The following is a 26126-nucleotide window of genomic DNA, read 5'->3' on the forward strand; positions in this document are numbered from 1 at the left end:
GTATCGTACAATGTACTAAACCGCTATGGCCAAGGAGTTTCAGTGCCGACCACTACGCCGCCAGTCTCCCAAAAGCGAGTTCCGCTCAGCCAGGAGAGAGTGCTCGAATGTGCCTTGGCCCTCGCCGACGAGTCGGGAATCGCCGCGCTCACCATCCGCTCGCTGGCCCAGCGAATGGGCACCAAGCCCATGTCGCTCTACTACTACGTGGCCAACAAAGACGAGATCCTGGACGGCATCGTGGACCTCGTTTTCAGCGAAGTCGAACTGCCTTCCCCCGCGGGCGACTGGCGGGAGGAAATGACCCGGAGGGCGCACGGGATGCGCGAGGCGCTCAAACGCCACCCGTGGGCGGTCGGGCTGCTCGAAAGCCGCACCTCCCCCGGCGCGGCGACACTGCGCCATCACGACGCAACACTGGGCACACTAAGGGCAGCGGGCTTTTCTGTTCAGCTGACAGCCCACGCCTACGCCCTGCTCGACAGCTACATCTACGGTTTCGCCCTCCAGGAAGCCGCCCTGCCGTTTGACGGCCGGGACACCGCCGCCGAGATCACGACGCCGATCCTTGAGCGTTTCTCGACCGGCGAATACCCACACATGGTGGAGATCGCCATGGAACACGTCCTCAAGCCAGGTTACGACTTCGGGGATGAGTTCGGCTTCGGGCTGAACCTCATTCTTGACGGACTCAGCCGGTCGATTGACGCCAGTGGCTCAGACCCGAAGCAATAGCAGCGCAGTTGGTGAACCGGTGGGGTAGGGAATCCCCGCCATATCGTGCAACGCTGGTTGCATGGATCTGGAAGTGTCGCCTGCCCTCACGATTCCCGCGTCGGAACTCGGCTGGCGGTTCTCGCGTTCGTCCGGGCCAGGCGGTCAACACGTCAACACCTCGGACAGCCGCGTCGAACTTTCATGGAACGTCGGCGACTCCGCGGCGCTTTCGGACGGCCAACGGCTGACGCTGCTCACGCGCCTCGGACGGCGACTCATCGCCGGGGTAATCACCGTGACCGCCTCCGAGCAGCGCTCCCAGCTGCGCAATCGCGAAATCGCCCTGGCCAAGCTCGCCGTTCTCGTGGCAGAGGGTCTTGCTCCCGAAGCAGCGCCCCGCCGGCCAACCAAACCCACCCGGGGCTCGAACCGCCGTCGCCTGGCCGCAAAAGAACAGCGGGCCGCGACGAAAAGGCAACGACAGCGGCCGTCCGCCGAGTAGCGCCGTCCGGTGCGCGCCGCCAGACTTTCGCATCAGCCGGTTGGACCAGTAAATTTGAGGCGATGATTCACATAGCCCACGATGACCCCGCACGCGGGGATGTCCACCAACTCCTGAGCGAGCACCTGGCGGACATGTTCGCGACCTCGCCGGCCGAAAGTGTGCACGCGCTGGACCATTCAGCGCTGTCCGGACCGTCGATCACTTTTTGGACCGCCCGCGAGGAAGGCGAGCTCCTGGGGTGTGGCGCGCTGAAAATCCTCAATTCCCCGCACAGCTCCGAGAAGCACGGCGAAATCAAGTCCATGCGCACCGCTGCAAGTGCGCGGGGGCGCGGCGTCGCCACCCTCGTGCTCAGGCACATCCTGGACGAAGCCCGGAACCGGGACTACGGACGCATCTATCTTGAGACGGGAACCGAGGAGTATTTCGCTCCCGCACGGCGGCTGTACGCCCGCAACGGATTCACCGAATGCCCACCCTTTGCCGACTACGCCCTGGATCCAAACAGCGTTTTCATGGAACTCCGCCTCGGCGCAAAAGACTGACGCAAAAATTCAGCGTCCCGTCGCCGCCGTCAATCCAGAGCCGCCGTTAGTCCAGCAGCTTCCCGCGCGAGCCCGGTGATCTGCTGCCAGTCCTCGTTTTCGACGGCGCCACGCGGTGTGAGCCAGCTGCCGCCCACGCAGGAGACATTCGGCAACCCGAGGTATGCCGGTGCAGAGCTGAGGCTGACGCCACCTGTCGGACAGAACTGCACCTGCGGGATGGGTGCGCCGATTGCGGCGAGGTAGTCCGGGCCGCCCGCTGGTCCGGCAGGGAAGAACTTCATGGCGGTCAGCCCGCTCTCCAGGACCTGCATGACCTCGCCTACGGTGGCAACACCCGGCAGAATGGGCACGCCGAGCGTCAGCATATGGCCCAGCAGGGACGGGGTTACGCCGGGGCTGACCAGGAACTGGGCTCCGGCGGCCACGGCGGCATCGGCCTGGGCCGGAGTGAGGACGGTACCGGCACCAACGATGATGTCCGGCACCTCGTCGGCAATGCGTTTGAGCGAGGTGAGGGCCTTCTCCGTCCGCAAGGTGAGCTCGATGATGCCGACGCCGCCTTCGGCCAGTGCCCGGGCAACGGGAACAGCGCTGCGGGGGTCATCGATGGTCACGACCGGGATGACGGGTGAAACGCGAAGGAGGCTGGTGGCATCAGCCATGGTTGATCTCATTTCTCAGGCCGTCCAGCCCGTGGGTGTCGATGATGCGGTACCAGTGGATGAGGAGGTCGGCGAACCCCTGGTGTGCCGCCAGTCCGCCGTCGAAGATGCTGCGGCAGCCGAGGAGCGCCGGGACCACGGTTGCCGCTGTGCGGGTCGCCGGCAGCAGGTCGTTGAGGTCCTGCGCGAGTGGATCGTTCAGCTCCGGTGCGGAGGTGGAGGCAACACGGTGCATCCAGGCCGCCACGGCCAGGGCGGCCCACCGGGGCTCGCGGCCGGCGTCCAGGCTCCCGCGGACCGTGGTCAACAGCCGCAGCCCGATCTTCTGCGACCCGTCGCTTCCCACCTTGTCCGTGGTATGTCCCAGCGCGGGATTCGCGAAACGGCTGAGCACCTGCCCGCAGTACGCTGTGCCGTCCATCCCGGCTGGAAGGCTGATCGTGGGGAGGGCGTCCTCCGCCATCATGCGGCTGCACGCGGTACGGAACGCGTCCTCCCCCACGGCGTCACTGATGGTGGCCTTCCCCGTTGCCAGCCCCAGGTACGCCAGCATGGAATGGCTGGCGTTGAGCAGGCGCAGTTTGGCCGCTTCCCAGGCGGCAACGTCGGAGCTGAAGAGCGCCCCGGCGTCTTCCCAGCGCGGGCGGCGCGAAGTGAAGTTGTCCTCGATCACCCACTGCAGGAACGGTTCGGCCACCACGGCCGCCTCATCCCGGAGGCCCAGTTCGCGTTCGACGGCGTTAAGGTCACCCGCCGTGGTTGCCGGCACCATCCGGTCCACCATCGTGCTCGGGAAGGACACGTTCGCCGCAAGCCATGACAGCAGCGGGTCGGCTTCCTCGGCGGGCAAGGCGGCGGCGAAAGCATGCACGAGATTCCGGGTGAGCTCACCGTTGCCTGGAAGGTTGTCGCACGAGACCACGGTGAGGGGTCCGGCGTCGGCGCGGGCGCGCCGCTGGATGCCCCGGGCGATCTGTCCGATGGCCGTCTGCGGCGCCGGTCCGGCGAGGTCGGCCTGCACCTGGTCATCGGCGGTGTTGAGCGTCCCGGTGCGCGGATCGATCCGGTAACCCTTCTCCGTGACGGTCAACGTGACCACCGACGTCGAAGGCGCGGCAATGCGCTCTGTCACCGTGCCAGGGTAGTCCCGCCCGGACAGAGCCTCAACGATGCTCGACACGACTCTGACCGGCGCAGCGCCGCTTCCGCGTTCGGTGACGGTGAAGAGACCGTCCTGGGGCGCCAGCTGGCGCGCCACCGTGTCGGAACGCTGGGTCACGCCGGTGATCCCCCATCCAAAATCACCGGAGGACCGCATGGCGTTTTCGGTTAGCACGGCCGTGTGGGCGCGGGCAAAGGCACCCAGTCCAAGGTGCACGATTCCGGGACGCAGGGCATCGCGGGGAAGAAGGGGCTGCCGGGTTCCGAGCGTCGCAAGTGTGGCGTTGCTTAGGCGTGCGATGTCAGTTCTCCTTCAGCGGCCCGGTGGGCGTGGGCATTGGTTTGTTCGAAGGTAGGGATCAGCCCCGTGCCGCCCTTGCCGCCGACCACCAGCGACGCGGCGGCCGCACCGTACCTGGCCGCCACCGGGAGGCTGTCGCCGAGGACCATCCTGGCGGTCAGGGTGCCGACGAAGGCGTCGCCCGCTCCGGTCTGGTCCACCACCGAGGGCGCCGGAATGGCCTCGACCCAGGACGAGAGTTGATCGCCCTCGAGCTGGATTCCGTCTGCCCCGCAGGTCACGGCCACGTTCGCCGCCCCGAGGCCGCGGAGCTTGTCGGCCGCTTCCTTTGGCGTGGCGCAGTCCAACAGTGCGGAGGTTTCCCCGGGGAAGGACGGGGTGGCCAGGAAGGTCCGCGGTGCCAGTTCAGCGAGCATGGCAGCCGCTTCCTCTGCGCTCGCCAACCGCGGCCGGAAGTTGGGATCGAAAATGAAGCGGCGGGACAGTGCCGACGCCTTGAGGACCGCGGCCCGAGAGGAAGGTGAAATCGCGCAGGCGATCCCGCCGGCGATCACCGCCTTAGCTGTTGAGAAGACCGCGGCGTCAACGTCCTCCGCGGAAAGAGTGGAGCCCACGCTTCCCGTGCGGGCGTAGGAGAACTCGCGCTGACCCTCCGGGTCCGAGTGCACCAGATATACCCCTTGCTGCCCCGTCCTGAACTTCAACAGGTCAGGGGAAATGCCGAGTTCCCGGATCCTGGCGGCGATCGCCTGGCCGAGGTCGTCGTCGGGCAGTACGGACAGCAGCCCGACACGCGCACCGGCCGCCGCGGCGGCAGCGGCGACGTTGAGAGCGTCGCCCGATATGCCCAGCTGAGCCGGAACACCGTGGCCGAAGGGGAGGTCGGTGGCCACCTCCAGCAGGATTTCACCCATCACGACGACGTCGAACGGCTGGCTGTGGTTCCTTTGCGTTGAGTCGTTCACCAGTCGTGCACCGACCCGTCAAGGCGGCGGTTAATGGGCAGGTACTTGGGCTCGAACGGGAAGGCCGCGGCGGCCTCCTCGTTGAATTCCACGCCGAGCCCGGGAGCTTCACCGGGGTGCATGTAGCCGTCGTTGAAGGTGTAGGAGGTCTTGAAGACCTCGTTGGCGGGGTCGCGGTGGCCCATGTACTCCTGGACGCCGAAGTTGGGGATGCTCATGTCCACATGCAGGGCAGCGGCAAACGAGACCGGCGAGAGATCACCGGCGCCGTGGGAACCGGAGCGGATTCCGTACAGGTCGGCCAGGGAGAAGATCCGCCGCAGGTGGGTGATGCCGCCGGCATGCGATACGGAGGTCCGGATATAGTCGATCAGCCGCTCGGTGATCAGCTGCTGGCAATCCCAGATCGAGTTGAACACCTCGCCCACGGCGATGGGCGTGGTGGTGTGCTGGCGGATAAGGCGGAACGCGGACTGGTCCTCGGCAGGGGTGGGGTCCTCAATCCAGAACGGGCGGTACTGTTCCAGGGACGCACCCAGCCGGCCGGCCTCGATCGGGGTCAGACGGTGGTGGACGTCGTGCAGGACGTGGACGCCGTAGCCGAACTGTTCCCGCAGGTGCGCCATCATCTTCGGCGCGAAGTCCAGGTACGACGTGGTCTCCCACATGTCCTCCTGCGGCACGTTGCCGCTGGCAGGTTCATACGTTTTGCCGTCCACCGGTGCGATTCCGTACGTCTTCTCCAGCCCCGGAACTGCAGCCTGGGCGCGGATTGCTTTGTATCCCAGGTCGAGGTGGTGCTGGAAGTCGGCGCCCAGGTCCTCCAGGGTTGAGCCGCTGGCGTGGCCGTAGACCATGACGCCCTCGCGGGCGGCACCGCCCAGGAGTTCGTAGACCGGCATGCCGGCGGCTTTGCCCTTGATGTCCCAGAGGGCGACGTCGATGGCGGCGATCGCCGTCATGGTCACCGGTCCGCGGCGCCAGTAGGCGCCCTTGTAGAAGTACTGCCACGCGTCCTCGATGCGGCGTGCGTCGCGGCCGATCAGCAGCGGGCAGAGGTGCTCGGAGAGATAGGACGCGACCGCCAGCTCGCGGCCGTTGAGGGTGGCGTCGCCGATGCCGGTGAGGCCGTCCTCGGTTTCGATTACGAGCGTGACGTAGTTCCGTCCTGGCGACGAAACCACTACCCGGGCGTCGGTGATCTTCACTGGCTGGTCCTTCGGTGTGGGGGGAATTTGCAAGTAGGTAGCAGCAGATGTCGTTTTGAGCCCCCAAAACGACATCTGCTGCTACTCAGTTGGGCTGAGCCGGAGCATGACTTTGCTGCTTCCCGACGCCGGGTCGGCAGAGACGCGCATGGCTTCCTCGGCCTGGTCGATGCCGAACCTGTGGGTGATGACCGGGAAAACATCCAGCCCGTCGGCCATGGCGCGGAGGGCGTCGCCGATCTCGTCCACGAACCGGTATGACCCGATCCACGTGATCTCCCGCGTCACCAGGTCACCAAGCGCCGCGGGAGCCGGGGTGCCGGGCAGGTTGCCCACCTGCACCAGGGTTCCGCCGCGGGCGGTGGCCCGGAGGACGCCGCCCAGCGCTGCGGGGATGCCGGTGGCTTCGAACACCAGCTCCATGTCTTCGGGCAGGGCCCCGCCGCCGGAGACGTTCAAGACTTCGTCAGCGCCCATGGCTTTGGCGATCCGCAGCGAAGCGTCGTTGATGTCCGTGGCGATGACGGTCCTTGCGCCGCCGAACTTGGCCGCCGCGACAACCAGCGAACCGATCGGACCGGCCCCGTTGACCAGGACGTCCCGGCCGGCAAGGGATCCTGCCCGGCTGACGGCGTGCATGGCGACGGCGAGCGGTTCGGCGAGGGCACCGCGCAGGGTGTCCACGCCGTCGGGCAGTGGGCGGATCTGCGATGCCCTGGCGAGCTTGCGCTCGCTGAACCCGCCGTCGGTGTGTGGATCGAAGGCCGCCGAACCGAAGTACCTGATGCGCGGGTAGAGGTTGGTCCGGCCCTTGAGGCGTTCCGGCATGGTCCCGTCCCCCACCAGTTCCGCGGGATGCACGGTGACCGGCTGGCCGACGGCGAGGTTGTCGACGCCGGTGCCGAGCTGGGCGATCCGGCCGGCCACCTCGTGGCCAAGGACGAGAGACGACTTCAGGGCCGCGGTCCCGGAGGCGCCGTGGCGCCAGTACGAGAGGTCCGAGCCGCAGATCCCGCCCCATTCGACGTCGATGACTACCTCGCCGGGTCCGGCCACGGGATCCGGGCGGTTGTCGATGCGGAGGTCGTTTGCTCCGTGGACTACGACGGCTTTCATACGGCGTCTTCCAGGCGGACCATGTCGCGGCCGCGGACTTCGGGCCCCACGAAGGCGGAAATCAGGGTGATCAGGGAGTAGGCGATGAGCATCGCGGCGAGCGGCCACCAGTGGCCGGTGATCGCGGTAAGGGTGGCGGCCAGCAGCGGGCCGATGGCGGTGGCGAGAATGCCGCCGATTTCCTTGGCAAGTGCGAGCTGGGTGAACCGGGTGCGGGCTCCGAAGAACTCGGCCATGGTGACGCTTTCCATGGCGAAGAGGCTCAGGACGCCGAGGTTCAGGCCGACCACCATGGCCACAGTGACCAGGGTGGTGTTGCCGCTGGTGACCATCAGCATCATGGGGATGGCGAACAGTGCCGTGAGTGCACTCAGCACCAGGTACAGCGGCCTCCGGCCGAAACGGTCACCGAGCAGGCCCATCATCGGGATGGTGACGAAGCCGAGCAGTGAGCCGTACATGATGGCGCTGGTGCCGACGCTCTTGTCGACCAGGAGAACAGTGGCGAGGTACCCGACGAGGAAGGTCTGGACCAGCCCGGAGTTGCCGGCCTGGCCGAAGCGCAGGCCCAAGGCGATGAGGAAGGCCTTTCCTTTTCGCTGATGCAGGGCGGCTTCGATGGTGCTGGTGTTGGCGAGCTCTTCCGCCGCCGTGATTTCCTGCTTGGACAGCGCCACGCCGTCCACTACGTCGGCGCGCTGTTCGAAGACGGGGCTTTCCTTGAGGGAGCGACGGACCCAAACGGCGAAGATCATCAGGACGAAGCTGAGCAGGAACGGAATGCGCCAGCCCCAGCTCAGGAGCTGGTCTTCGGGCAGAGTGGAGACGAGGATTGCCCAGATGGCGGACGCGGCGAGGGTTCCGGAGTTGGTGCCGAGGCAGACGAGGGAGGAGATGAGGCCGCGGCGGCGGGCCGGAGCGAACTCGGCCAGCATCACGGTGGCGCCGGCGATCTCGGCGCCGGCGCCGAAGCCCTGGGCCAGACGCAAGGCAACCAGCATGATGGGGGCCCAGATACCGATCATTGCGTACGTGGGGAGAACACCGATGAGGGTGGTGGACGCACCCATCAGGGCGATCGTGATGAAGAGAACCTTCTTGCGGCCGATCCTGTCGCCCATGCGGCCGAAGTAGATGGCACCTGCGAGGCGGGCAACGTAGCCCACGCCGTAGGTGGCCATGGCGGCAATCAGGCCAATGATCGGGCTGACCTCAGGGAAGAAGAGCTTGTTGAAGACGATGGCTGCTGCCAGCGAGTACAACTGGAAGTCCATGAATTCCATGGCGGTTCCCAGCCAGCCGGAAACGGCAACCTTTGCCAGTTCCTTGGTGGGTTTTGCTTCCGGTTTGGTGGTGGGCGGCGCGATGCTCTCAGTCATCTGATGCTCCTTTGCAGGCGATGAAAAACGAAGGGGAGAGTTGAACGGGCGAAGGCCGGGTTCTCTGCATTGTGACCGGCGGCACCTCGCTAACTACTACCATACAAGCACTACCATTCTAGTGTGTCAAGGGAATAGACTGAGCACATGGCCTCCGATAAACATGGCAAGGGACAGTCGCCGCGGCTGTCCGTGCGTGACCAGACCCTGGAAACACTGCGGCGTCGCATAATTTCCCTGCAGCTCCCCCCGGGTGAACCACTCTCGGAGAACGAGCTCGCGCAGGAACTGGGCGTCAGCCGCACACCCGTGCGCGAAAGCCTGATCCTGCTCAGGGAAGAGGGACTCGTCCAGGTCTACCCGCAGATTGGTTCCTTCGTCTCGCTCGTGGACCTGGGACGGGTCTCAGAAGCGCAGTTCGTTCGCGAGGCCATCGAATGTGCGTCCCTGCGCGACCTCGCTGTCGACAGTGCAGGCATTGCGGGACTTCGCGGGATACTCCACGGCCAAACGGAAGCTGATGCCAAGAGCGACGTTGAGGAGTTCTTCCGGCTGGACGAGGATTTCCACCGCGAGCTCCTCCGGCTTGCAGGGCACGAATCCGCCTGGGCTGCCGTCAACTCGGCCAAAGCGCACCTCGATCGCGCACGACGCCTGAGCTTGCTGGACACGAGGCCCATTGCAACGCTGATCCAGCAACACACCGCAGTGGTGGACGCCCTTGAAGCCAACAACCTGACGGACGCCGATACCTCCCTTCGCCTGCACCTACGAGGCGTTTTTGAGGATGTCCAACGGATCCAGCAGGCCACTCCGCAGCTCTTTTCCGACGGAGCAATCCTGCGGCCCACCCGCCGAAGCGTCGCCCGCCTGACCTGATCAGCACCTCTTCCTGCAGGCCTGGTCAGCGGGGCTTCGGCTACTCTTCCTCAATTACCCCACGAAAGGCGGATCCGGTGACATCAAGCCCGCGTGGCGTCGCTGAGGGATTCGCCGCTGCGTGGAACGCGGCTGACCCGGTGGCGTTGGCTCCCTGACGGCGCATGGCGACGAACGGCTCAATGTCCGCTCATCGCCAAGCAGCCGCCGTCCAGAATGGCCCCTCCCGTGGAGATGGCGGCGGTGCCGTCCTGACTGACGAAGCCGGTGAGGCATCCACCATTCGCCGCGGCCCCGAAGCGGATTCCGATGCCGACATCATCAGTTTGCACTTCCCGTTCATCGATGCCGACCGATCCCAGGGCCGTCCTAACATCGGCCACGGTGGCCGGCTGCTGCAGCGATCCGAGAGCCGTCCGTGCGGGTTCGACGTAGGCATCGAGCAGCGCACGGGTCTGCGCACTGATCGTTCGCTGTTCGCGGTAGCGTTCGTTCTCCCTCATTGCGGCGTCAGGGTCGTAAGCGGCACATTGTTGCGGATCAGGCATTTCGTCGACTCGCGGACACGCCGCGGTGGGACTCTGCGAGGGCGTGCCTGTGCCGGATAGAGGCCCCGTGTCCGGGGCGGCACATCCGGCCAGCGAGACGCCCACCATGGTCAATCCCACAATCATGACTTTGGCAGTGGCACGGACGGAGACGCCCGGCCGGTTCCGTGCCATTGAAGCTGTAGCCCGTCCGTGCAGCCCTGAATGTGCAAGCATGCTTCGCTTCCTGATCTTGTCGGTCGGGACAGGGCAATGCCGATCGCCGCTGCTGTGGCCCCTGTCCCTGGACTACAGGAACAGTGGCTTTACTCCATCGATTCTACAAAACATATCCTGGTCGGACGGAGTGGTCTCGCTCGGCCGAAGCTCACGCTAGCCGCCGTCACACAAAGCGGCCCATCACAGGCGAGGGTGTAGCGGCCGGCGGCGCGTTCGGCACCGACGCGGCACTCGGCCTGACGCCGATTGCGCACTCGCGCCGCCGGGTGCTAGCGTCTTAACGATCGTGATCTATCGGCAGGAGGTGAGTCCCATGAACGCAGTATCCGCAATGGGTGCTCCCCTGCAGTCCACGATCGCGCGACTGAGGTAGTCGCCACCGGGAGCGCCTCATCAGGCAATTCGCGAAAGGCGACTCCTATGAACACAACACCTTCTTCACCTCTGCAGTCCATTTCGACGACGGCCTCCGACCTGCCGAGGTCCGACAAGGATCAGCCGGCGGTCGACGCCACAAAGCCGTTACCTGCCGCGGGCGAGCGAGCGTTGGTCCTCGGCGGCGGCGGCTCGACAGGCAATGCGTGGCTGATCGGCGTCATCGCCGGCCTCTTCGATGCCGGGCTGGACGTGACCACATCCGATCTGACCATCGGTACGTCAGCCGGTTCGACGGCTGCTGCCCAGATAGCTGGAGCCACCCCGACTCAGCTGCTTGCCGCCATCCTTGCCTCTGACCCCCGGCAACCGACCGGTCCGGTCGGATCCGACCGAGGACGCGTTCCGGTCAGGCCGGTGGCGGACCACCTGGAGAGGATCAGCAAAATCATCGCCTCCGCCGAGGACGCGGTTGACATGCGCCGCAGAATGGGTGCGGCGGCACTCGAGATGGATGCTGCGTCGGACGGCTCCTGGCAAACACAGTGGCGCGCCACCGTCGCCTCGCGGCTGCCCAGTCAGCGCTGGCCGCAACGAACAGTGCTCATCACGGCGGTCAATGCCCATACCGGTGAACCGGTGGTGTTCGACCGCCACAGCGGAATCGACCTGGCGGACGCCGTCGCCGCCAGCTGCGCCAGTGGCCTTCCCTACAGGATCGGGGACAACCGATACATCGACGGCGGTTACCGATCCAACTCCGAGAACGCCGATCTGGCGGCCGGATACAGGCGGGTGCTGGTGCTGTCACCCTTCGGCGGCAGATCACTGGCACCGGTGGACTGGGGCATGCATCTCGCAGCACAGGTCGACGAGCTACGCGCACGCGGCAGCAGAGTCGAAACAATCTTCCCGGACAGCAACTCCGAGCACATGTTCGGCGCCAATGCGATGGATCTGGCGCTGCGTCCGCCCGCGGCGCGGGCCGGTTACGACCAAGGCAGAGCCCTTGCCGTGCAGCTCGCCGAATTCTGGCGCTGACGCCCACGAAACCAGTCGACTCGGCAGGCGTGACGACACTTGCTTCTGCTTCGGCGGCAACCTCGCCAACTACATCGCCAGTTCGCTTCTGGAGACCGGCTGGTTCAGGCCCCGACTACACCCTCGATCACGAAGGGACCCTTAATTCCTCAGCCGAAATTCACTGCCTCGTTTCTCGAATTAGGCAATATCGATACCGGATATGTTTCCCGCAATAAGTGATAACCTGATGGGCATGGCAAAACGAGTAATAACCACGCTTGAAGATGATCTTGACGGTTCTGAAGCGAATGAAACAATCAATTTCTCTATCGACGGCACGGAATATGAGATTGATCTCAATGATGCCCACGCCAATGAACTGCGCGCGGCAATGAACAAGTACACCTCCGTCGCGCGCAAGACGGCCGGACGCGCCAGACCGGCGCGGAAACCCGGCGCCGGGTTCGGTGGCAACGACACCAAGGCTGTCCGTGCCTGGGCGATTGAAAACGGTATCGCCATCAGCAGTCGGGGCCGCGTGCAGGCTGACGTGATGGCGCGCTACGAAGCAGCCCACTAGGGAACACCTGCAACGACTCAATCCTCGATAAGAATTGAACAAAAGAATCAGGACCGAAGGCTAGTTTGCCTTGGTCCTGATTCCTTTAAATCGAACCCCTGATCCATGATCTAAGACGGGGATCTGACGGCGGCGGATCGCTTGGCTAGGATATCTATTCTTCCGGTGGATTTCCCGGCAAAAAGGACGCTCAAAATGACAAATTTGGAGAAATTGGCCGCCTGCAGCCGGCCAGGTCATAAAATGCCGTCCCGCGGGGTTCAGGGCCGCACCCCTCAATTGGCGAAGCTCCGGTCAAATAGCGGTTGACCGAAGCTTCGATCCATTATGCCCGGCTGAACCTTAAGGTTTGCTGGGAATGCGGCAGAAGGCGCGCTCGGGCGGTGATACGTATGGGGCCGTTGATACGAGTGGTGATGCGTGCTAACTCAGGTAGCGGCCACTCAGGAGCCTCCCCGGATGCCCTGCCTAGACTGAGTCCATCGCACCGGATGGGGCGGTCCTGGCAACTGGCCCAGTCAGTGCCCGCCCTGTCCAGTGCTGCCCCGCCCGTATTCATCCATGCAGACCTCGTGTTATGCCGGAGTGGCCGGCCCAATTTGAAGTGTTTCCTGATAGTTCTCGTCGTATCTTTCTTCACGCGGTTCGTCGTAGGGGAATCCGCCAGGAAGGCCTCCCTCAGCTAGGCCACGAATGACCAAATGCCGCAGCGTTGGCTGGCTATCTGCGGCGACAGCCGGGATGGCGGCTGAGGCCGTATTCGCCACTTTTGTATTTGCCATCTGGTCCATCCCGGCAGCGCTGGCCGCAGCCAAGAGAACAACCGCCAGGGCTGCAAGGGCACGAATCACGGTCTTTGTCCAAAGCCTCATGACCCGATCATGATGCCGGACCTTGAGAACAGATCCATAAACCCCTGTGAAGCGACAATGGACTGCGCGAGCTCGCAAAGCGGCTGAAGACGCGGCAGGAACTCGCGCGCCAGCTCTGGGACACCGCCGACACCGCGGCGAGACTGCTGGCGATGTTGATCTGCCGCCCGAAGGCGTTCGAGCGCAACGAGTTGGACGCCATGTTGCGCGCGGCGCGCACGCCCAAGGTGCACGACTGGCTCGTGAACTACGTGGTGAAAAAGAACCCGCACGTGGAAGAGCTGCGCGTGGCCTGGTCCGCCGATCCGGATCCGGTGGTCGCGAGTGCCGGCTGGGCGCTGACCACCGAACGCGTGGCGAAGAACCCCAAGGGCCTCGACCTCGCAGGACTGCTCGACGTCATCGAGGCGGAGATGAAGGATGCCCCTGATCGGCTGCAGTGGGCGATGAACCACTGTCTGGCCCAGATCGGGATCGAACATCACGAGCACCGCGCCCGCGCAATCGACGTCGGTGAGCGCCTGGAGGTACTCAAGGACTACCCGACTCCCCCGAACTGCACGTCGCCGTTCGCGCCCATCTGGATCAACGAGATGGTGCGGCGACAGAACCTCAAGTAGGAGAGTCCGGGCGCACGCCCGTGCCGGTACGGCCCATGTTTCCAAGGCTCCCGCCCAAGCGCAGCCCGGGACTGCTAACGCGTGCTAAAACTGAAAATGGTGACCGGAGAGGCGACGGCTCCCTCTGCCCGATAGAAGTCGAGAGCGTGCTCGTCGTCGTTATCGGCGGCTACGAAGACCTCGGTGATGCCCACCTGCGCCGCGGCGCTGCGCAACTCCTGCAACAGACGGCGTCCGACGCCTTGTCTACGGTGATCCGGATGCACCGCCAGATCATAAATGAATAACTCCGACGATGGGCAGCGAGTCATCGGAAGGCTGTGCGCCGTAAGGCCGCCCACTATGTCGGGACCGGCGAACGCTCCCAGGACCCAGAACGAATCGTCACCAAGCAGCCGGTCGACATGGCCATCGCCGAGCGGCGCGCTGTCCTCGCCGAATACCCCTGCCATCAGCGCGAACGTGTCACGTGCCTCAGCACGGTCACCGCCAACCAGTCTCCGGACGTCAATAGCGCTCACTCCAACATCATTTCATCTCACGGCAGCTTGAACATGTACGGACAGCAGTGGGGTGTGATTGAAAACCTGGTATGACGCTGGTTTTGGGGACGTTTACAAGACGGAGCACCGGCCAACACAGTCGGCCGGCCGGTGCCCGCGTTTTTGTTGTTCGGGGGCTAGGCAGGCTTGGCGTAGGTGGCCGCACTCATGACTTCGTAGCCAACGAACGTCTCATCACCTTCTACCCAGGCATCATGCCCGGCGGGAATGGCATAGGCGTCGCCGGCACGAACCGTGGCACGCGTTCCGTCTTCCATCTCCACTGTTAGCGTTCCGCCGGTGCAGAACCCCAGATGGTTATTCTGGCAGCTGGCGGTATGAACCACGGTCTTGACGGTCTCGGACCACCGCCAGCCGGGCTCAAATGTGAACCGGCCCAGGGTGGTGTCCCCGACGGTGACCACGTCAACCTCAGTCTTCGGCGGTCGGCGCTTTTCATCGGGTTCATTGAATGACTTCGACTCAAGGGTCTTGACAGTCACTGCGGGCATTTTTGCCTCCTCAAGGTGGAGCGGTTACAACTGTTCATCCGGAGGCTCGATCAGATTCTCCGGGAAAGGAGTTCGGCAGGCACGGGCTGACGTCCGTTCAGCGCCTGCCGGGATGCGCCTAGCGCTATCAGCGTGCGCGCGGCGGTAGGCCATGTCAATATGCCAGGTTCCGAGCTACCACCGCCAGGGTGCGGGCGAGTTCCTCCGTCGGGCTGAATTCCACCAGCTCCGTCCCGGGGTCAAGCTCATCAGTATGGCCGGGTGCGGTGTAGTACGCCTCGCCGGCTTGGACGATCTCGTCTCCGGCCGGGGTATGCATGATGAGCCGGCCCCGCACAACGTATCCCCAGTGGTGGCTTTGGCACAGGTCATCCGGCAGGCCTTTGTAGAACGGGGTGAAGTCGCCTCCCTCTTCGAACTTTTCGAAGGCGATTGTGTAGCCGTCAGCCTCCCTGTAGCGGCCCTCGTAGCCGGTCATGCGCTCCACGCGCGCGGTTTCGTCATTGCTCGATAGTTTTGCCATGGTCCCATTCCTCCCTTGTCTTGGCGCGGGGTTACTCCCGTGCTGTGGTTTCGGCCGCCGCGATGAGCCTCGATGTCTTGCGGACACTCCAAGCATGCGACGCCGTCGAAACAAAAGGATGGGGGGCATCCCCCATTTATGGTCCTATTCCATGAGGGAGCGGCGAAGAGCGAATGCGGCCGCTTCGCCACGGCTGCGCAGCTGCAGCTTGGCAAGGATGCTGCTGACGTGATGCTCGGCCGTTTTGGCGCTGATAAAAAGGCGGTCCGCGATTTCGGCGTTCGTCATGGCCTCGGCGAGCAGCGCGAGGACTTCGCGTTCCCGTCGCGACAATAGGCCGAGCGCCTTCGGTCCCGTACGGGCGGGGCCGCCCAGGGCCCGGAGGAGCGACGCGGCTTTGTCGGCCAAGCCGCCGGCGCCTGCATCGTCGAACGCTGCCAAGGCCACTCCGGCCTCGTGCACGGCAACCTCACGGTCCGAATCATGCACGGCTTCGGCCAACGCGAGCCGCGCCCGTGCTGCCTCAAGCGGCATGTTGAGCTCGCCGAAAATCGCGATTGCCGCGTTTAGCCGTTCCCTTGCCGATGCCAGGTTGCCGACGGCGGCCGCAACGCGACCGCCTGCCAGATGCGACGACGCAATGGCGCGGGGCCAGCGAGTCGCGGCGGCAACCTCGTCCAAGCGCCCTGCGGTTGCCAGGGCCTGGACCGGGACGCCCTGTGCGAGTTCGACCTCGGCAAGAAGCGCGAGGAGCGGAACGGCGAGCAGTCCCTCACCGACCTGGTGGATCCGGCGGTGCAGCAGCGCCGCCGCCACGGCTGTGTCACCAGCGGCGAGACGGACTGCCGCCGTCGCCCGCAACGCATCGGAGCGGTCTTCGAACCCCGCGAGAAGCCGGCCAGCCTCCTCCACGTGCCCCTGGAGTAGCCGCAGTTCCGCCAGCTTGGCGGCAGGGTGCACACATCGGCCGCCGTGACCGCCCTGTTCCAGCTCGCCGAGCGTCCTGCTAAGCCAGCCCTCGGCACCAGCAACGTCGCCGGAGGCGAGGAGGATCTCCGCACAGCACGTGCCACAGAATTCCAGTAGTGCAGGATGCCCCGTACGCTGCATGAAACGCAGAAGGACGTTGTTCCACTGGCCCAGCCGGGAGGTGTCGCAGGCCTCTTCGCTCGCACGCGTGACCATGCAGCAGACGTCCCCGAAAACTACATCGTCGCGAACCTCGCCGGCAGTTACCACCACCATTGCCTCATCGACCAGCGCCATCCCCTCCGGTACGTCGCCTGCAGCGATTGTGCCGAGACCCAGGAGTGCCAGGGCCGTCGCCTCAAGGTCCGGATCGTCATAGCGGCGCGCGACCTTCAGCGCGGTCCGGGCGTCGTCCCGCGCCGTTGCCGGGTCAGCGCGCAGCAGCCCGCGCGTTACTGCCAGCCAGCCGCCGTCGACTCCGTCAGGGAGGCGGGATGCGAGGCCCTCCGCGCGGGCAAGCCAACCGCGGCTGACCGGCCAATTCCCCGCCGCGTCGGCATATTCGCGGGCCAGCCACAGTGCTGTGCGGAATGCCCGCGCATCCTCCCCGAGCCGGCGAAAACCGGTGTAGGCCGCTGTGCGCTGGGCAATCGCCTGGTCCACGTCCCTAAGCCACCACATAGCCGTTGCCAGGCCATCGTGGGCCGCTGGATGGTCATGGATTGCCAGCACGGAGTCGAACGCAACCGCCGCCGCGGCCCAGTCTGTAGCAGCGAGGAGGCGCTCACCGTCCGCAAGGCCTTCGGACACCGCAATGTCGACCATGGGTCCATTCTGCTCTTCTGACGGCCGGCCCAATAGCACCTTGGCAAACTCAGGTGAAGCCCTGCCATGTCTGGTTCTCAGCGTGGGCACTGGCCGCCGTCGTCCGTGTTGTTGGCGGGAACCGTGCCGTCATTGTGGGCGCTGGCACCGCCAATTTGTCTGTTGCGCTGTCCCTCGTGGAACGCGGCGTTCGGTCCTAGTCCTGGACCGGTCCGAGAACGGCTGCGCTGACCCCCCTCAGCGCAGCCGTCCGCGGGGTTGCCTCACGGCGCCAGGCTTTGCCGCACCGGGAGCCGATCAGTTGCAGGACCCGCTTGCCGTTCGCCGTCGCGACTTCATCAATTTGCTTGGCCACCGGGGTGAGCCCCGAACGAGATGCCTTCGACGCCTGCCCCGGGTCCCTCGGCCTGTTCCTAAATCAAGGTCCCGGGCAGGAGCCGATTGTCGCGGGGCTACAGGTTCGCTTCCGCATAGACGCGCAGGGCGTCCCGGACGAAACCGGCTCCGGATTCGCCGCCATAGTTTGCGCTGAACCGCGGATCGGCGACGTACATTTCGCCGAGGCCGATCACGTAACCCTTCACGTCACCGCCCGGCGCCGCTGCCGGCGTCCCTGGGATCCCCCGGAGCCATTCGACCTGCCGTCGCGCCAGGTCCTGGGCTTCGGCGCTGTCGGCCGCGATGCCCGCGCCGGCGGCGGCGATCCAGTCGCTGCCGAGCTGTTGCGAGCGTTGCTTCCAGGCCACCTTTTCCGCAGCGTCCATTCCACGCCACCAGGCGTCACTGCTGGCGTAAGCATCCTTGCCCCAGCGTTGCTCCACTTCGTCCTTGTACTGGGTATGGTCAAAGCCGTCGAACATATTCTCTGCCATGAGTTCTCCACCTCCTTTCACTGCCTCGATGGTGCGCTGGACCGACGCGATCTGTCGATTCAGCCTGTCCTGTTCCTGCCGAAGCCACTTCAGATGGCCGCCCAAGGCCTTGCCGGCGTCCGACTCGTTGCCAAGCACTTCAGCGATCACCGGCAGCCCAAGTCCCAGCTCGCGCAGCAGCAGGATCCGCTGAAGCTGGACCAGTGCAGCCTGGTCGTAGTGCCGGTAGCCGTTATGGCCAATCCGGCTTGGCTTCAACAGGCCGATGTCGTCATAGTGCCGCAGCGTCCGGCTTGTGGTGCCGGCGATCCGTGCGATCTGTTGGATCGACCAGTCCCTACGTTCCTCCTCCCGGTTCCTCCGGCCCGATAAGCCGACTCTAAAGGTTGACGCAACGGGAAGGTCAAGGGCCCGACGGCGGGCTCCAGGACGGTTGTACGATCTGGAGGGGCGGGCGCCCTCTGAGCTAGCACAGGCTGGAAGGCGGAGCGGAAGCGCGGATGTGGCCAATCAGAAGGTCACGTATTGACTCACGTCGGGCCGCTGCCCGGCGGACCGCTGAGCACGGTGGGGACGTACTCCAGCAACTGGAGCCGACCGTCGAAAGTCCTACTGTCTACCATCTCCAGTGAGACATCCGGGTAGCCGTCGTAGATCCGCTCCCGCCCGGTACGGCCCGTGATCACCGGGAAGACGACCACCCGGAACCTGTCCACGAGCCCGGCGGCCAGCAGCGACCGGCAGAGGCTGAGGCTGCCCAGGGTGCTCAAGGGCCCGGTCCCGGTCCGTTTCATCTCCGTCACGGCCTCGACCGCGTCACCGGTGACCAGCTTCGAATTCGGCCACGTCAAGGGCGCCTGCAGGGTGGAGGAGATGACGACCTTGGGCACCGCGGCAAGGCCGGTCAGGCTGGCCCCCTCGTCATCGGAGAATCCCGAGCCTCCGGCCGCGGCCTCCTCGGACATGCTGGACATCAGCCGATACGTGTTCGCACCGAAAAGGAAGGTGTAGCCCTTCTCCCCCTCCTGCCCGAGCCAAGCCAGGTATTCCGGCCCCTCCAGACCCCACCAGCCGGGCCATCCCTCGGCCGAGGCATACCCGTCCAGGGAGATAATCAGGTCGACCATCAGGTCCGCTGATGACGCCTCTGCAGTTGTCCCGCTCATTGCCGTCTCCTCGATTTGATCGACGTCGGTGTTAGCTGGGGCCCTCGGCAGGGACAGCCGCCCGGCTCATACTTACTTGGTCTCCCAGGCGAACCCGTCCGGGTCGGTGAACGGGCCAATATCGCTGCCGATCGCGAGTCGGTGCGATCCGTTACCGTCGGGCGCGACGCCGGCGTCCTTGGCGAGGGCGCGGCGTCCATACAGTCCCAGCTTGACGGGACTCGACGGCATCGCGAACTCGACGTACTTGCCGAAGCTCTTACCCACGGTGAAGCCCTGGTCGATGTAAAACCGCTTGCTCGCAGCAACGTCCGCGGCCGCCATCAAGAGCACGATCTTGTCAACCTGGCGGGTAGCCGGACCGGTGTCCTTCTTCGCCGATGTTGCTACCTTCCAGATTGCGCCGTCCGGAGCTTGTACGACGCCGCCGTAGCCCCACAACGATTTCTGGACCGGCTTCAGCGTCGTGGCGCCAGCCTCCACAGCGGTGCCGACCAGGCCGCTGACAGTCGACGGCTGCGACACAATGAGCGACATCGTGAACCCGCGGAAGCCGCTCGTCGGGGCATCCGTGGCCCGAACGCGCACGTTCGTGCCCAGTCCGAAGGCGGAGGCGTAGAAGGCGGTGGCGGCTGCGGGGTCAGGTACTTCCAGGGTGACGGATTCGATGGAGGTCATGGCAGGTACTTCGGGTGAGTGGGCACGTAGTGCAGTTGACTCTATGCCGCGGCCTGCTTGGCCGCTTCTCCGATCCTGATCGATCCGTTCCAGACCGGCGCGCCGCTAGACGTGAGGACATAAGGCGCGGAGGAGTCTCCTGAATCCCGGAAAGTACTCAGAACCGCCGTCAGCGACCTGCCTCTACAGAGCCTCATCAGGCGAAGCCGCGGTATGCCTTCCATGCGGCGCTTCCCTGACAACGGGCAATGTTGCCGTGTCGAAGAACTGGTATTCATCCGCGGCAGGGACGCGGATCGTTCCGGCGGCTTCCGCCTTCTCGCGGATGAAATCGTGGTCGGCCCGTGAGAGTACAACCTGCCCGTGCGGGTCACTCGCAAGGTCGCCGTGTGCATCCTTCTTGATTTTGGCCGACATGGCGCTGGGCACGATCAGGCATCCTGGATTCTCCAGAAGCCATGTCCGCGTCTCTGTGTCGAGTCGGTCCCACTCGTCCCTGAGGCTCACGCCCGCGTGTACCGCCTTCCTGTTTCGGCTTTTCCTAAACGTGAATTCCGTCCAGATTACGCCGGACGTCCCCCGGATGATAGGACCAGGGGCTCCCATGCCAGAGCCAGCGCCAATCGACCGATGGCGGCTGAAAAGGAGAGCAAACGCAACCACTCGACCGCCGGCCTAGTTCGCGCGCCTGCAGGTCTACCGAGGTCAGGTCGATGCCGTGGAGTTGGGAGATTCGGGAATTGTCGTAACCAACGATGGAGAGATCCTGGGGTACGGAAAGGCCCGCGGCGTATGCTGCTTCGCGGACGCCGAGCGCCATTTCGTCATTGTGCGCAAATACCGCCGTGGGGCGGTCCTGCCTGTTCAGCAAAACGGCTGCGGCCCGCTCTGCCGCCTGCTGTGTGTAGCTGTCTGCGGTGACAACCTCGGGAGTAAGTCCGGCATTGTGCATGGTGGCTGCATACGAGCGACGACGTTCCTCGTGTCCCTCGTACGCCGTAGCCGTCATGTGGGCGATCCGTGCATGCCCGAGACTGATCAGGTGCGCCGTCGCCGCAGCCGCGCCCGCCCAGTCATCCGAATAGACGCTGTCACCGCCGGCGACCCGCCGGGTGACACTAACGACAGGCACCGTGGCTGCCAGCTCCCGCACCCGGGCATCGGTGTCGAGGAAAGTCGCGGCGATGATGATGTCTTCTGCCTGTGGATCGCCAATGCCTTCCTCGGCCTGTTCTTCCCGTCGCTGGTGGCGGCAGGCGGCATCAAGGGAACCTTCTTCCGGTTCGGCATCGTCGGTATCCTGGCGCTGATCTTCATCTACACCCAGGTCCCCGAAACCCGGGGCCGGACCCTCGAAGCGCTCGAAGAGGACGTTACGACCGGCGCTATATACATCGTCCACAAGAAATAGGCCAGTACGCGCCACCGATCCCGAACAGCCGAGCCGTTCACTGAATCCCGAAACTCCGAATTGCCCGCTGACCGTCACACGGAATCCGCCAGCGATCCCGTGTGACGGTCAGGACCAGGGTGCCGGAAGGTCAACAAGCTCGGGCAGACCCTGTCCGCCCGGGACGCCTTGGCCCCTATTGACGCTCGATGTGACGCCCGCTACAGTTGATCCAGTTATACGAATAACCCACGAACGAGTACTGGCCCGAGGAGGTGCCCATGGCTGGATCACGGCCAAAGTCAGGACCGACAATGCACGACGTCGCTGCTGCTGCGGGCGTTTCACAGGCCACCGTGTCTTTGGTGCTGAATTCGGCCTCCGGCTCGCGTTTCTCCGAGGAAACCCGCAAGCGCGTTCGGGACGCTGTGAACCGGCTCGGCTACCGCACCAACGCACACGCCAAGGTTCTCCGCGAAGGAGTGGCCGGCATGATCGGGTTCATCGGCGATTCCGTGGCCACCTCCCCTTTTGCCGGTGCCATCATTGAAGGCGCGCAGCAGCGGGCATGGGAGGACGGGCTCCTCCTGCTCACGGTGAACACCGGCGGAGATAGGGAGCTCGAGGCCGCATCCCTGGACACCATGCTCTCCTACAAGGTCGCAGGCGTCGTCTACGCCGCCATGTATCACCGGCTGCTGGACGTTCCAGAGGCCCTGGAGGGTGTCCGGGCCGTGGTACTGAACTCCCAGGACCGTGCCGGCCGCCTCCCAAGCGTTGCCCCCGACGAAGTGAAGGGCGGCTACACCGCCACCCGCCGGCTGCTGGATGCAGGGCACAGCCGGATAGGGCTGATTAACATCGAGACCCTGGAAAGCGGGCTGCCTGCTGCCGTCGGTCGATACCAGGGCTACACGGCGGCCCTTGAAGACGCGGGTCTGGAAGTGGACCCCGCCCTGGTCCGCTTCGGCGCGGGCGGCGAGGAAGATGGCTACAAGTATGCGATGGAGCTGCTGACCGCCGCCACGCCACCAACCGCGATTTTCTGTGCGAACGACCGTGGTGCATGGGGCGCCTACCAGGCGGTGTCTGACCTGCGGCTATCAATCCCCGGGGATGTATCCATCGTGGGCTTCGACAACCAGGCGATCCTGGCGCCGCACCTTCGCCCCGGCCTGACCACCCTCGACTTGCCGTTCGCCGCCATGGGCCGGCGTGCGGTTGAACTGATCCTCCAAAACGCGGAACCCGATGGCCGGGTCGAGCTGATGGACTGCCCTCTCGTTGAACGCATGTCAGTGACCCATCCTAAGGAGATGCCATGAGCCGCACCATCCCGGCCCGACGCGGGCGTCCGTCGGCGGCACCGTTGCCGCAACGAAAAATTTCTCTTTCGCTCCGCATGAAGAGGATTTCTCGGGCGTGGCAGTTATACGTATTACTAGCTCCAGCGATCGTCTACATTCTGGTCTTCAAGTACTGGCCGATGTACGGCGTGCAGATCGCCTTCAAGAACTACAACCCGGTGGACGGGTTCACCGACAGCCCCTGGGTGGGCCTGACGCACTTCATCAGGTTCGTGAACTCCTACCAGTTCGGCCAGGTCGTCGGCAACACCCTGTGGATCGCGGTTCTGGGCCTGCTGGTAGCCTTCCCGATCCCTATCATCCTGGCATTGCTGGTCAATCAGCTCCAGAGCGAGAGGTTCAAGAAGTTCACGCAGACGGTGCTCTACTCCCCCGCTTTCATCTCCACCGTCGTGGTGGTCGGCATCATGTTCGTGGTCCTCTCCCCCAGATCGGGGCTGGTGAACAACGCAATCCAGCTCTCCGGGGGCGAGCCGATCTTTTTCATGGGCTCCGCGGAGTGGTTCCGCCCCATCTACGTGATCTCGGATGTCTGGCAGAACGCCGGCTTCTCCATGATCGTGTATCTGGCGGCCCTGGCCGGAATTGACCCGGCCCTTCACGACGCGGCCAAGGTGGACGGCGCCTCGAAGCTCCAGCGGATCCGGCACATCGATCTGCCAGGCATCATGCCGGTGGTGACGGTGCTATTCATCCTGGCTATCGGCAACCTGCTCAATGTCGGATTCGAGAAGGCGCTGCTCATGCAGACGCCGCTGAACCTCTCGTCCTCCGAGATCATCCAGACCTACGTCTACCACGCAGGCCTGCAGCAGGCGCAGTTCAGCTACTCGGCCGCCATCGGCCTGTTCAATTCCCTCCTCAACCTGGCGCTGCTGCTCTTCTTCAACACGGTGGCGCGCCGGGCCAACCAAGCGACCCTGTGGTGATGCCGAAATGTCATTGACAACCAACCCCCGCACTATCGACAACCCGAACCGGACCGTCAGCCAGGGCGGACGCCCCCGCCCCAGGCCGACGCTCAGGGACAGGTACGGTGACCGCGTCTTCAACATCGCCGCAACCGCTGTCCTGCTGCTGTCCATCCTGGCCGTGGTGTACCCGCTGTACTTCATCGTGATCGCCTCGATCAGCGACCCCAACGCTGTCTACGAGGGCAAGGTCTGGCTGTTCCCCTCCGGGGTCACCACTGAAGGCTATGAGCGGATCTTTGCCGACAGCCGGATCTGGAACGGCCTGGGCAACACAGTCATCTACACCGTCCTCGGCACCGCCATCAGCGTCAGCACCATCCTCTGCGGAGCCTACGCGCTGTCACGCAAGGACATGCCCGGCCGCAAAATCCTGATGCTGCTGTTCGTGATCACCATGTTTTTCGACGGCGGACTGATCACCAAGTACCTGGTGGTCCGTGACCTGGGCATGCTGGACACCGTCTGGGCCGTGGTCCTCCCTGGCGCGGTGGGGGTCTGGAACCTGATCATCGCCCGGTCATTCTTCGAACACACTATCCCGAACGAACTGCGGGAGGCCGCCCAGATGGACGGGGCAACCGACTTCAAATTCTTCTTCAGGATGGTGCTTCCCCTCTCCAAGCCGCTGATCATGCTCATGATCATGGTCCACGTCGTGGCGCACTGGAACTCGTTCTTCGACGCGCTGATCTTCCTCAACGACGACTCCAAGTACCCGCTGCAGCTCGTCCTGCGCAACATCCTCATCCAATCAGACGTCTCCTCCACCGGAACCACCGGCGGAGACATCGAATCCTATGCCGCTGCGCAACGGATCGCAGAGCTCACCAAGTACGCCATGATCGTCGTCTCGAGCCTGCCGCTCATGATTGCCCTGCCATTCATGCAGAAGCACTTCACCAAGGGCGCCATGATCGGCGCCGTCAAATAACTCCTCCCCAAATCGACCGCCCGGGCAACCGCCATCGGACGGCAGCAACCCCACCTCAGAATAGGAATGACCATGGCACTCAGCCGTAAATACGCCGCCCTCGGCGCCGTCCTGGCCGGAACATTGACGTTCACCGCCTGCTCCGGCGGCGGCTCCGGCACCACGGAAATCAAGGACGCCTCCACCGACTTCGGGTTCCAGGAAACAGGCTTCCCGATCGTCAGCAAGCAACTCGACCTGACCTTCTCCGGCACCAAAGCGGCACTGGCCCCTGACTACAACACCATGGTCGTGGTCAAGGAGTGGGAAAAGGCCACCAACGTCCACATCAACTGGGAGAACCTGCCCGAAACAGTCTTCCAGGAAAAGAAGAACCTCATCCTGGCCAGCGGTGACCTTCCCGATGCCTTCTTCAACACCGGCCTCACCGACGCCGAGATCGCCACCTACTCCGCCAGCGGCACCCTCATCGCCCTTGATGGACTCATTGAGAAGAACGCGCCCAACCTCTCCAAGCTGCTCTCCGCCCGTCCTGACATCAAGGCAGCCATCACCTCCTCGGACGGGCACATCTACTCCCTGCCGTCCGTCGAAGAGCTCGGCCTGGTCCAGTTCCCCAACGAACTGGCCATCAACACCGCCTGGCTGAAGAAGCTCAACATCCCGATGCCCAAGACCATCGGTGAGTTCCACGACGCCCTGCTGGCCTTCAAGACCCAGGACGCGTCCGGGACCGGCAAGACCATACCGCTGAGCTTCATGCCCGGCTCCTGGTGCGGGGACATCGTTGACCTGATCGCCGCCCTCGGCGGAGTGCCGGACAATATGGACCACCGCATCGTCCAGGACGACAAAGTCATCTTCACCCCCACCCAGGACGGCTACAAAAAGGCCATCCAGACCCTGCACGAGTGGTACCAGGAGGGCCTGATCGATCCGGAATCGTTCTCCCAGGACGACAAGGCCTACCTGGCCAAGGGCAAGGCCGCCACGGAAAACCTCGGCTCCTTCGTCTGGTGGGAAGTCCCTGAAATGGTCGGCGCCGACCGAGCCAACAACTACGCCCTGGTCCCGGTCCTTGAGGGCACGGACGGCAAGCGGATCGCCAGCCAGTCCAACAACCAGGAAATCGCCCGCGGCGCCTTCGCCATCACCCGCAACAACAAATACCCGGCAGCGACCATGCGCTGGGCCGACAACCTCTACGACCCCATCCAGTCAGCCCAGGCCAACTGGGGGCCGATCGGCGAAACCCTGCAAAAGGACGCCAGCGGACTTCTGACCCAGATCCCCGCCCCGGCCGGAACCAGCGAAGGCGAACGCCGCCAGAAGGTCGCCCCCGGCGGCCCGAAGGCCAACACGGCCGAGAACTTCACCACCGTCGTCGCGCCCGAACCTCGCGCCGCTGAACGCCAAAAGACCGTCAACGAACTCTACAAGCCCTTCGCCGGCAACGACGGCTACCCCCCGGTCGCCCTGTCCAACGAAGAACTCCAGCAGATCAGCACCATCCAGACGGACACCACCTCACTGGTCAAGCAGAACGTCGCCAAGTGGATCGTCTCCGGCGGCATCGAGCAGGAATGGGACGGCTACGTCTCCCAGCTCAAGAACGTCGGCGTCGACAAAATGATCGAGGTCTACCAGCAGGCCTACGACCGCTACAAGAAGAACTCCTAGCTCTGACTGACCTGCCGGG

Annotated in this window: 28 protein-coding genes and 2 pseudogenes; 12 read left to right on the forward strand and 18 right to left on the reverse strand. The window is 64.5% G+C overall.

All coding sequences use genetic code 11. The annotated features are described in order from the left end of the window. Positions 1-42: 42 nt before the first annotated feature. The 3 genes from CXQ91_RS17780 (at position 43) to CXQ91_RS17790 (ending at position 1767) form a co-directional block, all read left to right on the forward strand. Positions 43-735, forward strand: coding sequence for a TetR/AcrR family transcriptional regulator (locus CXQ91_RS17780; protein WP_104175233.1), 693 nt, complete (start codon positions 43-45; stop codon positions 733-735). Between the two features lie 61 nt (positions 736-796). Continuing rightward, positions 797-1219 carry an alternative ribosome rescue aminoacyl-tRNA hydrolase ArfB gene (arfB, locus tag CXQ91_RS17785; RefSeq protein WP_104175234.1) on the forward strand — a complete coding sequence of 141 codons (423 nt, stop codon included), beginning with the start codon at positions 797-799 and terminating at the stop codon, positions 1217-1219. 62 nt (positions 1220-1281) lie between these two features. Further along, entirely contained in the window at positions 1282-1767 is a 486-nt protein-coding gene (locus CXQ91_RS17790; RefSeq protein WP_104175235.1) for a GNAT family N-acetyltransferase, read from the forward strand. 29 nt (positions 1768-1796) lie between these two features. On the opposite strand, the gene eda is transcribed toward CXQ91_RS17790, so the two are convergent. From eda to CXQ91_RS17820, 6 genes are all read right to left on the reverse strand, one after another. After that, a complete protein-coding gene (gene eda, locus CXQ91_RS17795) occupies positions 1797-2432 on the reverse strand; it encodes a bifunctional 4-hydroxy-2-oxoglutarate aldolase/2-dehydro-3-deoxy-phosphogluconate aldolase (protein WP_104175236.1) in 636 nt (211 codons plus the stop codon). Then, entirely contained in the window at positions 2425-3810 is a 1386-nt protein-coding gene (locus CXQ91_RS17800) for a mannitol dehydrogenase family protein (RefSeq protein WP_104175237.1), read from the reverse strand. Before CXQ91_RS17800 ends, eda begins: the two co-directional genes overlap by 8 nt. A gap of 71 nt (positions 3811-3881) precedes the next feature. Then, positions 3882-4808, reverse strand: a complete 927-nt coding sequence (locus CXQ91_RS17805; protein ID WP_104175238.1) for a PfkB family carbohydrate kinase — start codon at positions 4806-4808, stop codon at positions 3882-3884. Positions 4809-4855: 47 nt separating this feature from the next. Next, positions 4856-6067, reverse strand: coding sequence for a D-mannonate dehydratase ManD (gene manD, locus CXQ91_RS17810; protein WP_104175239.1), 1212 nt, complete (start codon positions 6065-6067; stop codon positions 4856-4858). 81 nt (positions 6068-6148) lie between these two features. Beyond that, on the reverse strand, positions 6149-7183 hold the full coding sequence (locus tag CXQ91_RS17815; RefSeq protein ID WP_104175240.1) for an L-idonate 5-dehydrogenase: 1035 nt from the start codon (positions 7181-7183) through the stop codon (positions 6149-6151). Further along, complete coding sequence (locus CXQ91_RS17820) at positions 7180-8562, reverse strand: MFS transporter (protein ID WP_104175241.1); 1383 nt, start codon at positions 8560-8562, stop codon at positions 7180-7182. The genes CXQ91_RS17815 and CXQ91_RS17820 overlap by 4 nt, the downstream gene beginning before the upstream one ends. A gap of 147 nt (positions 8563-8709) precedes the next feature. On the opposite strand from CXQ91_RS17820, the gene CXQ91_RS17825 reads away from it, so the two are divergent. Then, positions 8710-9441 carry a GntR family transcriptional regulator gene (locus tag CXQ91_RS17825; RefSeq protein ID WP_104175242.1) on the forward strand — a complete coding sequence of 244 codons (732 nt, stop codon included), beginning with the start codon at positions 8710-8712 and terminating at the stop codon, positions 9439-9441. 179 nt (positions 9442-9620) lie between these two features. On the opposite strand, the gene CXQ91_RS24550 is transcribed toward CXQ91_RS17825, so the two are convergent. After that, positions 9621-10205 (reverse strand): hypothetical protein, encoded by a 585-nt coding sequence (locus tag CXQ91_RS24550; RefSeq protein ID WP_146072376.1) that lies wholly within the window; start codon positions 10203-10205, stop codon positions 9621-9623. A gap of 423 nt (positions 10206-10628) precedes the next feature. On the opposite strand from CXQ91_RS24550, the gene CXQ91_RS17835 reads away from it, so the two are divergent. After that, positions 10629-11624, forward strand: coding sequence for a patatin-like phospholipase family protein (locus CXQ91_RS17835; protein WP_181038941.1), 996 nt, complete (start codon positions 10629-10631; stop codon positions 11622-11624). Positions 11625-11859: 235 nt separating this feature from the next. Next, entirely contained in the window at positions 11860-12186 is a 327-nt protein-coding gene (locus CXQ91_RS17840; protein ID WP_104175325.1) for an Lsr2 family protein, read from the forward strand. 575 nt (positions 12187-12761) lie between these two features. On the opposite strand, the gene CXQ91_RS17845 is transcribed toward CXQ91_RS17840, so the two are convergent. After that, positions 12762-13058 (reverse strand): hypothetical protein, encoded by a 297-nt coding sequence (locus tag CXQ91_RS17845; RefSeq protein ID WP_104175244.1) that lies wholly within the window; start codon positions 13056-13058, stop codon positions 12762-12764. 62 nt (positions 13059-13120) lie between these two features. Between CXQ91_RS17845 and CXQ91_RS17850 the strand changes: the two are divergent. Then, a pseudogene (locus CXQ91_RS17850) lies at positions 13121-13678 on the forward strand (DNA alkylation repair protein); the annotation flags it as partial. Between the two features lie 74 nt (positions 13679-13752). On the opposite strand, the gene CXQ91_RS17855 reads toward CXQ91_RS17850, so the two are convergent. The 10 genes from CXQ91_RS17855 to CXQ91_RS25370 form a co-directional block, all read right to left on the reverse strand. Beyond that, entirely contained in the window at positions 13753-14199 is a 447-nt protein-coding gene (locus tag CXQ91_RS17855) for a GNAT family N-acetyltransferase (protein WP_104175246.1), read from the reverse strand. A gap of 158 nt (positions 14200-14357) precedes the next feature. Continuing rightward, the gene (locus tag CXQ91_RS17860) at positions 14358-14732 is read right to left on the reverse strand and encodes a cupin domain-containing protein (RefSeq protein WP_104175247.1); all 375 of its coding nucleotides are present in this window, start codon (positions 14730-14732) and stop codon (positions 14358-14360) included. A 154-nt stretch (positions 14733-14886) separates the two neighbouring features. After that, positions 14887-15255, reverse strand: coding sequence for a hypothetical protein (locus CXQ91_RS17865; protein ID WP_219816542.1), 369 nt, complete (start codon positions 15253-15255; stop codon positions 14887-14889). 144 nt (positions 15256-15399) lie between these two features. Then, entirely contained in the window at positions 15400-17049 is a 1650-nt protein-coding gene (locus CXQ91_RS17870; RefSeq protein ID WP_104175248.1) for a helix-turn-helix transcriptional regulator, read from the reverse strand. A gap of 196 nt (positions 17050-17245) precedes the next feature. Continuing rightward, on the reverse strand, positions 17246-17404 hold the full coding sequence (locus CXQ91_RS24800; RefSeq protein WP_181038942.1) for a hypothetical protein: 159 nt from the start codon (positions 17402-17404) through the stop codon (positions 17246-17248). A gap of 97 nt (positions 17405-17501) precedes the next feature. Then, positions 17502-18239, reverse strand: coding sequence for a MerR family transcriptional regulator (locus CXQ91_RS17875; RefSeq protein WP_104175327.1), 738 nt, complete (start codon positions 18237-18239; stop codon positions 17502-17504). A gap of 212 nt (positions 18240-18451) precedes the next feature. Next, positions 18452-19087, reverse strand: a complete 636-nt coding sequence (locus CXQ91_RS17880) for a dihydrofolate reductase family protein (RefSeq protein ID WP_104175249.1) — start codon at positions 19085-19087, stop codon at positions 18452-18454. A 72-nt stretch (positions 19088-19159) separates the two neighbouring features. After that, positions 19160-19765, reverse strand: a complete 606-nt coding sequence (locus CXQ91_RS17885) for a glyoxalase (RefSeq protein ID WP_104175250.1) — start codon at positions 19763-19765, stop codon at positions 19160-19162. A gap of 183 nt (positions 19766-19948) precedes the next feature. Continuing rightward, positions 19949-20194 carry a hypothetical protein gene (locus CXQ91_RS24805; RefSeq protein ID WP_181038943.1) on the reverse strand — a complete coding sequence of 82 codons (246 nt, stop codon included), beginning with the start codon at positions 20192-20194 and terminating at the stop codon, positions 19949-19951. Between the two features lie 112 nt (positions 20195-20306). Continuing rightward, positions 20307-20918 (reverse strand): substrate-binding domain-containing protein, encoded by a 612-nt coding sequence (locus tag CXQ91_RS25370; protein WP_258074085.1) that lies wholly within the window; start codon positions 20916-20918, stop codon positions 20307-20309. Positions 20919-20957: 39 nt separating this feature from the next. Between CXQ91_RS25370 and CXQ91_RS25375 the strand changes: the two are divergent. The 5 genes and pseudogenes from CXQ91_RS25375 to CXQ91_RS17915 all read left to right on the forward strand — a co-directional run. After that, positions 20958-21176 (forward strand): annotated as a pseudogene (locus CXQ91_RS25375) (MFS transporter); the annotation flags it as partial. Between the two features lie 260 nt (positions 21177-21436). Beyond that, positions 21437-22480 (forward strand): LacI family DNA-binding transcriptional regulator, encoded by a 1044-nt coding sequence (locus tag CXQ91_RS17900; protein ID WP_258074086.1) that lies wholly within the window; start codon positions 21437-21439, stop codon positions 22478-22480. Next, positions 22477-23451 (forward strand): sugar ABC transporter permease, encoded by a 975-nt coding sequence (locus tag CXQ91_RS17905; RefSeq protein WP_104175253.1) that lies wholly within the window; start codon positions 22477-22479, stop codon positions 23449-23451. Before CXQ91_RS17900 ends, CXQ91_RS17905 begins: the two co-directional genes overlap by 4 nt. Positions 23452-23458: 7 nt before the next feature. Then, positions 23459-24427 (forward strand): carbohydrate ABC transporter permease, encoded by a 969-nt coding sequence (locus CXQ91_RS17910; RefSeq protein ID WP_251043188.1) that lies wholly within the window; start codon positions 23459-23461, stop codon positions 24425-24427. 72 nt (positions 24428-24499) lie between these two features. Further along, positions 24500-26107, forward strand: coding sequence for an ABC transporter substrate-binding protein (locus CXQ91_RS17915; RefSeq protein ID WP_104175255.1), 1608 nt, complete (start codon positions 24500-24502; stop codon positions 26105-26107). Positions 26108-26126 lie beyond the last annotated feature (19 nt).

This window comes from Arthrobacter sp. Y81, assembly GCF_002929335.1.
Classification (GTDB): domain Bacteria; phylum Actinomycetota; class Actinomycetes; order Actinomycetales; family Micrococcaceae; genus Arthrobacter.

What these genes read in the sequence shown, in the direction of transcription:
- CXQ91_RS17915 (WP_104175255.1), top strand. Translation starts at nt 24,500, where the DNA reads ATGGCACTCAGCCGTAAATACGCCGCCCTCGGCGCCGTCCTGGCCGGA.
- CXQ91_RS17805 (WP_104175238.1), bottom strand. Translation starts at nt 4,808, where the DNA reads ATGGGTGAAATCCTGCTGGAGGTGGCCACCGACCTCCCCTTCGGCCAC.
- CXQ91_RS17870 (WP_104175248.1), bottom strand. Translation starts at nt 17,049, where the DNA reads ATGGTCGACATTGCGGTGTCCGAAGGCCTTGCGGACGGTGAGCGCCTC.
- CXQ91_RS17840 (WP_104175325.1), top strand. Translation starts at nt 11,860, where the DNA reads ATGGCAAAACGAGTAATAACCACGCTTGAAGATGATCTTGACGGTTCT.
- CXQ91_RS17880 (WP_104175249.1), bottom strand. Translation starts at nt 19,087, where the DNA reads ATGAGCGGGACAACTGCAGAGGCGTCATCAGCGGACCTGATGGTCGAC.
- eda (WP_104175236.1), bottom strand. Translation starts at nt 2,432, where the DNA reads ATGGCTGATGCCACCAGCCTCCTTCGCGTTTCACCCGTCATCCCGGTC.
- CXQ91_RS17865 (WP_219816542.1), bottom strand. Translation starts at nt 15,255, where the DNA reads ATGGCAAAACTATCGAGCAATGACGAAACCGCGCGCGTGGAGCGCATG.
- arfB (WP_104175234.1), top strand. Translation starts at nt 797, where the DNA reads ATGGATCTGGAAGTGTCGCCTGCCCTCACGATTCCCGCGTCGGAACTC.
- CXQ91_RS17820 (WP_104175241.1), bottom strand. Translation starts at nt 8,562, where the DNA reads ATGACTGAGAGCATCGCGCCGCCCACCACCAAACCGGAAGCAAAACCC.
- CXQ91_RS17885 (WP_104175250.1), bottom strand. Translation starts at nt 19,765, where the DNA reads ATGACCTCCATCGAATCCGTCACCCTGGAAGTACCTGACCCCGCAGCC.
- CXQ91_RS17815 (WP_104175240.1), bottom strand. Translation starts at nt 7,183, where the DNA reads ATGAAAGCCGTCGTAGTCCACGGAGCAAACGACCTCCGCATCGACAAC.
- CXQ91_RS17845 (WP_104175244.1), bottom strand. Translation starts at nt 13,058, where the DNA reads ATGAGGCTTTGGACAAAGACCGTGATTCGTGCCCTTGCAGCCCTGGCG.
- CXQ91_RS17790 (WP_104175235.1), top strand. Translation starts at nt 1,282, where the DNA reads ATGATTCACATAGCCCACGATGACCCCGCACGCGGGGATGTCCACCAA.
- CXQ91_RS17835 (WP_181038941.1), top strand. Translation starts at nt 10,629, where the DNA reads ATGAACACAACACCTTCTTCACCTCTGCAGTCCATTTCGACGACGGCC.
- CXQ91_RS17860 (WP_104175247.1), bottom strand. Translation starts at nt 14,732, where the DNA reads ATGCCCGCAGTGACTGTCAAGACCCTTGAGTCGAAGTCATTCAATGAA.
- CXQ91_RS17900 (WP_258074086.1), top strand. Translation starts at nt 21,437, where the DNA reads ATGGCTGGATCACGGCCAAAGTCAGGACCGACAATGCACGACGTCGCT.
- CXQ91_RS17910 (WP_251043188.1), top strand. Translation starts at nt 23,459, where the DNA reads ATGTCATTGACAACCAACCCCCGCACTATCGACAACCCGAACCGGACC.
- CXQ91_RS17825 (WP_104175242.1), top strand. Translation starts at nt 8,710, where the DNA reads ATGGCCTCCGATAAACATGGCAAGGGACAGTCGCCGCGGCTGTCCGTG.
- CXQ91_RS17905 (WP_104175253.1), top strand. Translation starts at nt 22,477, where the DNA reads ATGAGCCGCACCATCCCGGCCCGACGCGGGCGTCCGTCGGCGGCACCG.
- CXQ91_RS24550 (WP_146072376.1), bottom strand. Translation starts at nt 10,205, where the DNA reads ATGCTTGCACATTCAGGGCTGCACGGACGGGCTACAGCTTCAATGGCA.